The following is a 12,077-nucleotide window of genomic DNA, read 5'->3' as shown; positions in this document are numbered from 1 at the left end:
ATTACACCGATCGTTTTAGATTGTTCTGATTGACCGATTTAAAACGTGAATTTTACTTTGCCTTTTCCTTGTTGAACGAGGAATTTTCCATATTCGAGCAAATTGTCGATTGGGCCACGGCTCATAAGGTCGAGGGTAACGTTGATTCCTTTTTCTATTGCTTCATCGGTTTTTTCAAAGTTTTCACTGTCATCATTGATCCAGAAATTGATAATGAAAGCCAATTGCAGCCATAGCGCATTTTTGTATTTGTCAGAAATGAATTTACGGTCGATAATCTCACTTTTATCGATTCCTTCGTGAAGTACTTCCGAGATAAACTCTTCAAAAGAAAGTTTTGCTTTTACTAAGATCTTAGGTGTCGAAAAGCCTTTTCCGGCATGTTTAATTGAATACGTAATAAAGCTTCGGGTTGATTTCATTTCCTCTGTTAAAGTGAAGAAATAGGAGAGGATACGTTCTCTTGCAGAATAATCAGGATAAACCTCTTGAGACTTTACTTTAAGGGCTATTTCGTTAAACAAATCTTTCCAGAAACTACCTTCAATAGCATCAAATGAATTAAAATGTTTGTAAAAGTCTTCTTCTTTCAGTTTTAAAGACTTGGTAAAAGCGTATACCGACTTGGGCTGTTCATTGTTAGTAAGAACATAGTCCATATACGCGGTTTTAATTTTCTCACGAGCGTCCATAAATTTATGAGTTTAGATGTAAGCTTTTGACTACTTATTTACATAACGCGTTTGCTATGTTTATGTTTTGAATACTAACTAATTAACGTTAGTTGCCTCGCAAAAAGCTTTTTTATAATCGCAACATTAGCAATCTTTTACTCGGATGGAGTACATATTATAACTGGCAACCTGAGTTTAATTAACTGTTCAATATTACAATACTTCAGGATTGGCAATGTTGGTAGGATTGCCATTAATATAGTTGATTGCATTCTCAAAGGCTTTGGCAAAGTACAGTTCATATCCGCTTTTTTCTACATAGCCTAAATGAGGTGTACAAACAACGTTTTTCATTTGCAAAAGTTCATAGTTACTATCATAGATGGGCTCGTTTTCATAAACGTCCACCCCTGCAAAACCTGGACGACCCGTTTTTAAGCATTTAAGTAAAGTTCCTTCTTCAATTAATTCGGCACGAGCGGTATTTATTAAAGCTGCTGTAGGTTTCATTAATAGTAGATCAGTTTCTTTGACAATTCCAGCTGTTTTATCGTTAAGCCTCAAGTGCAGCGAAACCACATCTGCCAATCTGAAAAAATCTTCTTTACTTTTAGCACTTTCAAAACCGTCATTTACAGCATTTATCCTTGAGTTTTCACTTCCCCATACCAATACTTTAGCGCCGAACGCTTTAGCATAACCGGCAACCATTTTTCCAATTTTTCCATAACCCCAGATACCAATTGTCTTACCGTAAATTGTTGATCCGATATTGGTTTGCCATTTACCATTTTTGAAATCTTCAATGGCAGCAGGAACTTGTCGAACCGTATTCATAATGAGCGACCATGTTAGCTCGGCCGGTGCGATGGGAGAACCAATGCCTTCCGCAATCGCAACTTTGTGTTGTGTGCAAGCGGGCAAGTCCAAGTGATTAGCGATTTTACCCGTTTGGCTAATGAGCTTTAAATCAGGCAGCTTACTTAACAAATCTTCATTGATTTGAGTACGTTCTCTTATCAACACCAGAATTTCAATGTTTTTAAGCTTTTCGGCCAGTAGAATGGTGTTCTTCTCCGTTTCAGTTAAAATGGTAACATCGTAGTCTTTTAACCACTGGAAACAGTTAAGATCTTTTACAGCATTTTGGTAGTCGTCTAGAATGGCAATTTTCATATGATGAAATCAAAAATGAGCTAAGCAACAAGGTTAGGTTATAAACAAAACAAACAAAAAAACATTGGTTAGACAGGTATAACCTAAACTAAAAATAATTAACTTGATGGTAACAAAAATTGTTTAGTTTAAGTTTAAAGATGAATTGCGTTGAAGTTTAAACAATTATCGTTTTTACTCGTTATAGCTACAGAATAAAATATTAAGAAGACGCTAAATCAATACATAGTATATTGAAGGACTGGCGAAGAATTTAAGTGAATTTATTTTCTTTGTAGTACTACGTTTAACTTACAAACAACAATGCGTTAACAATTGTTAAACTTGCAGAAATAATAAAAGAGTGAAAAAGTTCTCGATAAGTGATATAGAGTGTTTGACAGGTATTAAAGCACATACCATCCGGGTTTGGGAACAACGATATAACCTAATTATCCCCAAAAGAACAGATACCAATATCAGGTACTATGATGATTGTGATCTGAAAAAGTTTCTGAATATTTCATTGTTGCTCGATTCAGGGATGAGAATTTCTGAAGTGGCGAAAATGAGTGAGAATGATATCTCCAATCAAATAAATAAGCTTGCCGACTGCGAAATTAATGGTTGTTCATGTACCATTGGGTCTATGTGCAATGCTATGCTTACCCTTGATGAAGCCATTTTTGAAGAAACAATGGAAACAAGTATTCAGTCGATGGGTATGGAGCGTACTATGTTGGAAGTTGTTTATCCATTTCTTCATAAGATAGGAATGATGTGGCAGGCCGGTACTATTAATCCTGCGCACGAGCATTTTATCACTCACCTTATCAAGCAAAAGCTTATCACCGCAATTAGTAAGATTGAAACTCCTAACCCTGAGCTTGCTAAAAAATATATGCTCTTTTTACCAGAAGGAGAGGCTCACGAGTTAAGTCTGCTTTTTGCCAATTATTTGATTAAGTCTCGTGGTCATCATGTGTTGTACCTGGGAGCTAACTTGCCGTATGAAGACCTTTTTCAGGTAGCCAGTTATTATGATCCTGATTATGCAATTACATTCCTTATTACCGATACTGTATTTGGAGATGTAAATATCATGGTTACTAAATTGCTTGAAAATTTACCAAAATGGCCATTAGCTGTTTCAGGGCATTTGGCATTAAATTCTGCCATTACTCCTCAAGATCGCTTAACAGTGATTAAAAATGTACCTGAACTAATCGATTTTATTAATAACAATGCCGAAGTGCAACGACTGTATTTTACTTGTTAAATGGTCAGAAAGGTTAAAATTGCATCAGAATGATTAACTGATGTAAATCATTTTCTATAAACGCAAAATTCCTTTTTTTCTTTCCATATAACAGGTAAGATAACTACTTTTGCTACCCGACAGATTTTATTGGAAAATAAGTAAGTAGAATGGATAATCTCACGTATCTTACCAACGCGCACACCTCGTATATCGAATCTCTTTATCAACAATATAAAAGTGATCCGACGTCAGTTGATTTCAGCTGGCAGAAATTTTTCGAAGGCTTTGAATTAGGCAAAAATTCAGAAGCAGGAGCCGATGTGCCTGCAACAAATGAGCATTTTGAAAAAGAAATGAAGGTGTTGAACATGATAAACGGCTACAGACAACGCGGCCACTTGTTCACTAAAACTAATCCTGTTCGCGAACGCATGAAGTTTTTCCCAGGTAAAGAACTGGAAACTTTCGGCTTAAGCGAAGCTGACATGGATACTGTATTCAATGCAGGTATCGAAGTTGGATTAGGCGCTACAACTTTGAGAAACATTCGTCAGCTGCTTGAAGAAACCTATTGTGAATCAGTAGGAGCTGAATACAAATACATCCGTAACCCTGAAAAAATGAAGTGGTTTGAGGAGCGTATGGAAAGCAGCAGAAATAAGCAAAAATTTACTTCTGATGAGAAAAAACGTATTCTTCATAAACTGAATCAGGCAGTTGTTTTTGAAAACTTCCTTCACACAAAATTCTTAGGACAAAAACGTTTCTCTTTAGAAGGAGCTGAAACAGTTATTCCTGCTTTAGACTCAGTTATTGAGAAAGGTGCAGAATTAGGCATTAAAGAGTTTGTTATTGGTATGGCTCATCGCGGTCGTTTGAACGTATTGGCCAATATCATGAACAAAACCTACAAAGATATTTTCACAGAGTTTGAAGGTAAAAACTACGATGAAAGTGCGCCATTTGGAGGTGATGTAAAATATCACATGGGATTCTCTACCGATGTACAAACAGTAGATGGTAAAGATGTTCACTTGAGCCTTTGTCCAAATCCTTCACACCTTGAAACTGTTGATGGTGTAGTAACAGGTATTGCTCGTGCTAAGATCGATCAGAAATACGATAATGATTATAAGCAGCTTGCACCAATATTAATTCATGGTGATGCCTCTGTAGCAGGTCAGGGTATTGTTTACGAAGTACTTCAGATGGCTAAGCTTGATGCTTACAAAACTGGAGGAACTATTCACCTGGTAATCAATAACCAGGTTGGTTTTACTACCAACTACCGTGATGCTCGTTCAAGTACTTATTGTACAGATATTGCTAAAGTAACCCTTTCTCCTGTGTTCCATGTAAATGGAGATGATGTGGAAGCGGTTGTTTATGCAATTAACCTGGCAATGGAATACCGTCAGAAATTCCATAATGATGTGTTCATTGACATTCTTTGTTACCGTCGTTACGGTCACAATGAAGGAGATGAGCCTCGCTTCACTCAGCCTACTTTATACAAAGCGATTGAGAAACATCCAAATCCACGTGAGATCTACAATGAAAAATTGTTGAAACAAGGTGATGTGGATGCCAATCTTGCAAAAGAAATGGATAAGAACTTCCGTAAAATGTTGCAAGAACGATTGGATGAAGTAAAACAAGAAGCGCCTAAGTTTACAAAACCAACCATGCAAGGTCCATGGAAAGGTATGCGTTTTGCTACCCCTGAAGACTTTGTAAAATCAGTTGATACCGCGGTAAGCGAGAAAACATTAGTTGATATAGGAAATAGGATCACCGATCTTCCTTCAGATAAAAAATTCATTAACAAGATTGAAAAGCTATTTGGCGATCGCAAGAAAATGATCAACGAAACTAAATCGTTGGATTGGGCGATGGGTGAATTATTAGCTTACGCTACTTTGGTTAATGAAGGCCACCGAGTACGTTTCTCAGGAGAGGATGTTGAACGTGGTACATTCTCACACCGTCATGCTATCATTAAGGTAGAAGAGTCGGATGAGGAATACAATCCAATTCAGGAAAAAGTAGCTACTTCACCTGCAGCTCCATTTGAAATCTATAACTCACACCTTTCAGAGTATGGCGTTTTAGGTTTTGAATATGGTTATGCGATGGCTTCTCCAAATGCTTTAACAATTTGGGAAGCTCAGTTTGGTGATTTTGTTAACGGTGCACAGATCGTTATCGATCAATACATTGCTGCTGCAGAAACCAAATGGCAACGCAGTAATGCATTGGTAATGTTATTACCTCATGGTTTTGAGGGTCAAGGACCTGAGCACTCATCAGCTCGTATCGAGCGTATGATGGAGCTTTGTGCAGAGTACAATATGTATGTAGCTAATTGTACTACACCGGCACAGATCTTCCACATTATGCGCCGTCAGTTAAAGAATGAATTCCGTAAACCATTAACAGTATTCTCGCCTAAAAGCTTATTGCGTCACCCTGCATGTGTGAGTCCATTGGCCGACTTTACTAAAGGTGGCTTTAAAGAGATCATCGACGATAACTACGTAAAAGCAAAAGACGTTAAACGCGTATTGTTCTGTTCAGGTAAGATTTATTATGAATTACTTGATCAGCAACAAAAAGATGGCCGTAAGGACGTGGCTGTTGTTCGTTTAGAACAGATCTATCCATTCCCTTATGAGCAATACAATGCGATTAAAGAGAAATACAGCAATGCAGAAGAATGGATTTGGGTACAGGAAGAACCTGAGAATATGGGAGCATGGCCTTGGTTAGTTCGTCACTTACGCAGAGAACCATTAGATGTAATTGCTCGTTTAGAAGCAAGTTCTCCAGCTACCGGTTATTCGAAACTGCACGTAGCGCAGCAATTAAATATTATTGCAAAAGCTTTTGCCAGCAAAGTGAAATCAGAGGTAAAAGAGAACGTGAAGAAAACAACTGAGAAAGCAGTAAAAGTAGATTAATTAGTGAATTACGAGTTTCGGGTTACGAATTACGAACTCAAATCGTAGATATAACAGTACTTGTTATACGCAATTCGAAACCCGTAACCCGCAACCCGAAATAAAAATAATAACTCGCAATCCGTAATAAAAAAACAATGGCTTTAGAAATGAAAGTGCCCGCTGTGGGCGAATCGATAACCGAAGTAACCTTATCTCGCTGGATTAAAAATGATGGTGAGTTTGTTGAAATGGACGAGGTAATTGCCGAATTAGAATCGGATAAAGCAACTTTTGAATTAACTGCTGAGAAATCAGGTGTGTTAAAAACAATGGCTGCTGAAGGTGATACTATTCCTGTTGGCGCTGTAATTTGTGCTATTGAAGAAGGTGCCGGAGCTCCAGCTGCCGCGCCTGCTAAAGAAGAAAAAACTGTAGCTGCTTCAGCTCCTGCGGCTGTTGCCGCTCCTGCATCGTCAGGTGATTCTTATGCTGCGGGTCATCCATCTCCTGCTGCCGGTAAAATTTTAGCAGAAAAAGGTATCGATCCAAAAGATGTGAACGGTACAGGTAAAGATGGTCGTGTTACCAAAGAGGATGCTGAAAAAGCGCAAGCTAAAGCTGCTGCTGCACCTGCGAAAACTGCAGCTCCTGTTGCGGCCGCTGCACCTGCTGGTCCTCGTGCTGAGAAACGCGAAAAAATGTCGAATCTTCGCAAAACTGTTGCTAAACGTTTAGTAGCTGTTAAAAATGAAACGGCAATGTTAACTACTTTCAATGAGGTAGATATGTCGCCAATCATGGAGATCCGTTCTAAATACAAAGATAAATTCAAGGAAAAACACGGTGTTGGTTTAGGTTTCATGTCATTCTTTACCAAAGCAGTTTGTGAGGCTTTGAAAGAATTCCCTGCTGTTAATGCACGTATTGATGGTGAGGAAATTGTATACAATCAATTTGTAGACTGTTCTATCGCTGTTTCTGCTCCTAAAGGTTTAGTTGTTCCGGTGATCCGTAACGCTGATTCTATGACATTAGCTCAAATAGAACAAGAAGTTCTTAACCTAGCGTTAAAAGCTCGAGAGAACAAACTTTCAATTGAAGAAATGACAGGTGGAACATTCACTATTACGAATGGTGGTGTATTTGGTTCAATGATGTCGACGCCGATTATCAATGCTCCTCAATCAGCTATTTTAGGTATGCACAATATTGTTGAGCGTCCTGTTGCTGTAAATGGTCAGGTGGTAATTCGTCCGATGATGTATGTTGCCCTTTCTTATGACCACCGTATTATTGATGGTCGCGAGTCTGTTGGTTTCTTAGTACGTGTTAAACAATTATTAGAAGATCCTACTCGCTTATTATTAGGTGTTTAGTCTTTTAAAATGATAATTTTGAAGCGGCCTTTCTCCTTAAAGAGAAGGGCCGTTTTTAGTTTCATTTAAATCATTTTAATGAATGGAGACAAACCTTCCAATTTCGTTAAGCAATTATCATCTTAGCGTTATCTCTCTTACTATCCCTGGTAACTTCATAAAAAATTCATAAAACTGCCTTTGTTTTGTATCATGGAAGGAGCAGTTTTCATTTCATTATGCTTCATTTTTGATTGCAGATTCAATCGAATCATTTCTGGTATTCAAAAAAGATAGCTCTCGCACTGTTCAATTTTCCTGCATAATCTAAAAGATACTTAATAACCAAATAGAGCTCATTATGATGAAGAAGATTGTAGTGCTTGCGGGTTTTTGTGCCCTGCTATACAATACTAGTTGCCAACAAACCGATAAAGAAGAAAAGAAAGAGGTAAGTAATTACGCGGTTACAAGTCCGTTAGCTATTGACACCTCTTTTACAAAGGAGTATGTTTCTCAGATACGCTCAGTTCGTAATATTGAAATCAGAGCTCAGGAAAAAGGATACCTGCAAAACATCTATGTAGACGAAGGGCAATCAGTAAAAGCAGGTCAGTTATTATTCAGAATTATGCCGAAGGTTTATGAGGCAGAATTACAAAAGGCTCAGGCAGAAGCTAAAGCAACGGAAATTGAGTATGAAAATACGAAAACGTTAGCTGACAAAAATATCGTTTCTAAAAACGAATTGACGATGGCGAAAGCTAAGCTTGACCAGGCTAAAGCTGAAGCATCATTGGCAAGTCTGCATCTTTCATTTACAGAAATCAGGGCGCCATTTGATGGAACGATCGATCGCATCCCTTTAAAACTGGGAAGTTTAGTAGATGAAGGCGAATTGTTAACTAGTCTTTCGGACAATAGCCAGGTTTATACCTATTTCAACGTATCGGAGCCGGAATATTTGAACTATCAAAGCACCGCTAATAAAGGCCAAAAGCAAAAGGTTAGTCTGATCCTGGCCAATAACGAAATGTTAAAAGCAAAAGGTGAGGTAGAAACTGTTGAAAGTGAGTTCGATAATGAAACCGGAAATATTGCTTTCCGAGCAAAATTCCCTAATCCAGGCTTATTGTTAAAAAATGGTGAAACCGGGAAAGTACAAATGGTAGTCCCTATTAAAAATGCACTGGTAATACCTCAAAAAGCTACTTACGAGTTACAGGATAAAAAATATGTATTTATCGTAGATAAAAACAATGTGGTAAAATCAAGAGAAATTACCGTAGCGACAGAGCTTCCTGATATCTACATTGTAAGTAATGGCCTTAAAACTGATGATAAAATCTTGATTGAAGGAGTGCAGAAAGTGAAAGACGATGATAAGATCGCTTGCAACTTTGAAGATCCTAAAAACGTGATCGGCCAGTTAAAATTAAAAGCGGAATAATTTACACGCCAAACCTAATTTTATGTTTAACAAGTTCATACAAAGGCCCGTCCTTTCTATTGTAATATCGCTCATCATCGTGTTTTTGGGTGTGTTGTCAATGGCTCATTTGCCGGTAACACAGTTTCCATCCATTTCTCCTCCAAAAGTGAATATCACTGCTGAGTACCCGGGAGCAAACAATGAGCTTTTAATAAAATCAGTTGTGATTCCGTTGGAAAGAGCATTGAATGGTGTACCAGGAATGAAATACATCGCTTCTGATGCAGGTAATGATGGAGAAGCAACCATTCAAGTGGTTTTTAACTTAGGAACCGATCCTAATCAGGCTTCGCTGAATGTGCAGAACCGTGTAGCTGCGGTAACTAATAAATTGCCGCCGTTAGTAATTCGAGAAGGGGTAAAGATTAGTCGTGAAGAGTCGAATATGTTGATGTATATCAACCTTTATAGCAAGGATCCTAAAATGAATGAAAACTTCCTTTACAACTTTGCTGATATAAACATTTTATCGGAGTTAAAAAGGGTTGATGGAGTAGGCTTTGCCGATATTTTAGGTAACCGCGAGTATGCAATGAGGATTTGGCTAAAACCTGATCGCATGCTGGCGTATAAAATTTCTGCTGATGAAGTTATGAAAGCATTGGATGAACAGAGTATTGAAGCATCTCCGGGTAAAACAGGGGAAAGTTCAGGCAAACGTTCACAGGCTTTCGAATATGTTTTAAAATATCCAGGTAGGTATAGCACCAAAGATGGATATGGAAATATAGTGTTACGTTCTAGTCCTGATGGCGAGTTACTTCGATTAAAAGATGTTGCCGATATTGAATTTGGTAGCTCAATGTATGATTTGTACTCCAATCTTAACGGAAGAGGATCTGCTGCCATTGTATTAAAACAGGCATACGGAAGTAATGCAAGTCAGGTTATTGCTGATGTAAAGGCCAAAATGCAGGAACTAAAATCAAAAGATTTTCCTAAGGGGCTGGACTATGAAATCAGTTATGATGTGTCTAAATTCTTAGATGCTTCTATTGAAAAAGTAATTCATACCCTGGTCGAAGCCTTTATTTTGGTAGGTATAGTAGTATTCATCTTTTTAGGCGACTGGCGTTCCACCATTATTCCGGCAATTGCGGTTCCGGTATCATTAGTGGGTACGTTCGTGTTCATGCAGTTTTTTGGTATTACTTTAAACCTGATCACGCTTTTTGCATTGGTATTGGCCATTGGTGTAGTTGTGGATGATGCGATTGTGGTAATCGAAGCAGTTCACGCTAACATGGAGAAATATCATCTCTCCCCATTAAAAGCTACACAACGCGCCATGCGGGAAATCAGTGGGGCTATTATCGCAATTACCTTCCTGATGGCGGCAGTGTTTATTCCAGTAGCCTTTATGTCGGGCCCGGTAGGTATTTTCTATCGTCAGTTCTCAATCACTATGGCAACAGCCATTATTCTTTCGGGATTGGTGGCGCTTACTTTAACACCTGCATTGTGTGCCATGATGTTAAAGAATAACCATGGGAAAGCTAAAAAGAAAACTCTTGTAGATCGTTTCTTACATGGATTCAACCGATTGTTTGAAAAGCTATCCATTAAGTACGAACTGGTGCTTAATAAGGTGGTGAGCAGACGAATAGTAACCTTTGGTGTGTTGGCGGCATTTTGTATTGGAGTAGGGATTTTAAATAATAGTGTACCGAGCGGTTTTATTCCAAATGAAGATCAGGGAATGGTGTATGCCATTATTCAAACTCCTCCAGGATCATCTTTGGAAAGAACCAATCAGGTTGCAGAAAAACTACAGTCGATTGCGGAGAGAATTGATGGAATTAAGTCGGTTTCTTCATTAGCGGGTTATGAGATTTTAACCGAGGGTACCGGTGCTAACTCTGGTACTTGTTTGATCAACCTTAAAGATTGGAAAGATCGTAAGGAATCAGCTCAGGATATAATCAATGAGTTGGAAGAGAAATCAAAAGACATTACCGGGGCCAGTATTGAGTTTTTCCAACCGCCGGCAGTGCCTGGTTATGGAGCTGCAGGTGGTTTTGAGTTACGTTTATTGGATAAAGCCGGTAGTGGTGATTACAAAAAGATGGAAACGGTGAGTCGTGATTTTGTGAAAGAACTTAGCAAGCGACCAGAGTTAGCCTCTGTATTCACCTTTTACAGTGCGAGTTTCCCTCAATACATGTTGCGAATCGATAATGACATTGCACAGCAAAAAGGTGTGACTATTGATAATGCAATGAATACGCTTTCTACCTTAATTGGTAGTAACTATGAAACCAGTTTCATCAAATTCGATCGGCAGTATAAAGTGATGGTGCAGGCCTTACCTCAATATCGCGCTTTGCCTGAAGATGTGTTAAAGCTGTATGTTAAAAATGATAAAGGTGAAATGGTACCGTTCTCGGCCTTCATGAAAATGGAGAAAGTTTATGGTCTGTCTGAAATCACTCGTCATAACATGTATAACTCATCAGAGATCAGTGGTTCTTCAGCTCCGGGATATAGTAGTGGTGAGGCCATTAAGGCAATTACTGAGGTGGCTGCTAAAACATTGCCCAGAGGTTTCGGTATTGATTGGGCTGGTATCTCTAAAGATGAGGTTTCAAGAGGAAACGAAGCTGTTTACATTTTCCTTATTTGCCTTGGCTTTGTTTACCTGATCCTTGCTGCGCAGTATGAAAGTTTCATTTTACCACTTTCGGTTATTCTTTCATTGCCTGCCGGAATTTTTGGAGCATTCTTGTTCTTAAAAATATTCGGACTGGAAAATAACATTTATGCACAGGTAGCCATGGTAATGCTTATCGGATTGTTAGGTAAAAACGCAGTGTTGATTGTAGAATTTGCTGTTCAACGACATAGCGAGGGTGCATCCGTATTCAGGGCCGCAATGGAAGGAGCGAAGGTAAGGTTCCGGCCAATCTTAATGACCTCATTTGCATTCATTGCCGGATTGATTCCATTGGTTATGGCAACTGGTCCGGGTGCAATTGGAAACAGAACTATTGGTTCTGCAGCTGCAGGAGGCATGTTGTTTGGTACCGTGTTCGGAGTAATCGTAATACCTGGATTGTATTACATCTTCGGTAAAATAGCTGAAAAACATAAGTTGATCCGGATTGAGGATGAACAACCGCTGACTGAAGAGCTTGAGAACAAATTAGTCGAGGGTCACATGGCAGAAATTGAAGAAGTGTTGAACTGAAGATTTTAAAG

At 38.6% G+C, this 12,077-nt stretch carries 7 protein-coding genes; 5 read left to right on the top strand and 2 right to left on the bottom strand.

Features of this window, described 5'->3' with window-relative positions:
• Window positions 1-38: 38 nt before the first annotated feature.
• Together SOLCA_RS15300 and SOLCA_RS15295 are read right to left on the bottom strand one after the other, a co-directional pair.
• Window positions 39-659, bottom strand: coding sequence for a TetR family transcriptional regulator C-terminal domain-containing protein (locus SOLCA_RS15300; protein WP_245536718.1), 621 nt, complete (start codon window positions 657-659; stop codon window positions 39-41).
• A 228-nt stretch (window positions 660-887) separates the two neighbouring features.
• Complete coding sequence (locus SOLCA_RS15295; RefSeq protein WP_014681368.1) at window positions 888-1,850, bottom strand: D-2-hydroxyacid dehydrogenase family protein; 963 nt, start codon at window positions 1,848-1,850, stop codon at window positions 888-890.
• A gap of 343 nt (window positions 1,851-2,193) precedes the next feature.
• On the opposite strand from SOLCA_RS15295, the gene SOLCA_RS15290 reads away from it, so the two are divergent.
• From SOLCA_RS15290 to SOLCA_RS15270, 5 genes are all read left to right on the top strand, one after another.
• Entirely contained in the window at window positions 2,194-3,108 is a 915-nt protein-coding gene (locus SOLCA_RS15290; protein ID WP_014681367.1) for a MerR family transcriptional regulator, read from the top strand.
• A 149-nt stretch (window positions 3,109-3,257) separates the two neighbouring features.
• Window positions 3,258-6,050 carry a 2-oxoglutarate dehydrogenase E1 component gene (locus SOLCA_RS15285; RefSeq protein ID WP_014681366.1) on the top strand — a complete coding sequence of 931 codons (2,793 nt, stop codon included), beginning with the start codon at window positions 3,258-3,260 and terminating at the stop codon, window positions 6,048-6,050.
• A 137-nt stretch (window positions 6,051-6,187) separates the two neighbouring features.
• A complete protein-coding gene (gene odhB / locus SOLCA_RS15280; RefSeq protein ID WP_014681365.1) occupies window positions 6,188-7,408 on the top strand; it encodes a 2-oxoglutarate dehydrogenase complex dihydrolipoyllysine-residue succinyltransferase in 1,221 nt (406 codons plus the stop codon).
• A 343-nt stretch (window positions 7,409-7,751) separates the two neighbouring features.
• A complete protein-coding gene (locus SOLCA_RS15275; protein WP_042479941.1) occupies window positions 7,752-8,837 on the top strand; it encodes an efflux RND transporter periplasmic adaptor subunit in 1,086 nt (361 codons plus the stop codon).
• Window positions 8,838-8,859: 22 nt separating this feature from the next.
• Window positions 8,860-12,066, top strand: coding sequence for an efflux RND transporter permease subunit (locus tag SOLCA_RS15270; protein WP_014681363.1), 3,207 nt, complete (start codon window positions 8,860-8,862; stop codon window positions 12,064-12,066).
• Window positions 12,067-12,077 lie beyond the last annotated feature (11 nt).

This window comes from Solitalea canadensis DSM 3403, assembly GCF_000242635.2.
Taxonomy (GTDB): Bacteria; Bacteroidota; Bacteroidia; order Sphingobacteriales; family Sphingobacteriaceae; genus Solitalea; species Solitalea canadensis.
The sequence above is the reverse complement of the archived record's forward strand: the minus strand, read 5'-3'. Positions and strand labels throughout refer to the sequence as shown.

Coding starts and splice junctions, on each gene's coding strand:
- SOLCA_RS15300 (WP_245536718.1), bottom strand. CDS start 659: ATGGACTATGTTCTTACTAACAATGAACAGCCCAAGTCGGTATACGCT.
- SOLCA_RS15295 (WP_014681368.1), bottom strand. CDS start 1,850: ATGAAAATTGCCATTCTAGACGACTACCAAAATGCTGTAAAAGATCTT.
- SOLCA_RS15285 (WP_014681366.1), top strand. CDS start 3,258: ATGGATAATCTCACGTATCTTACCAACGCGCACACCTCGTATATCGAA.
- odhB (WP_014681365.1), top strand. CDS start 6,188: ATGGCTTTAGAAATGAAAGTGCCCGCTGTGGGCGAATCGATAACCGAA.
- SOLCA_RS15275 (WP_042479941.1), top strand. CDS start 7,752: ATGAAGAAGATTGTAGTGCTTGCGGGTTTTTGTGCCCTGCTATACAAT.
- SOLCA_RS15270 (WP_014681363.1), top strand. CDS start 8,860: ATGTTTAACAAGTTCATACAAAGGCCCGTCCTTTCTATTGTAATATCG.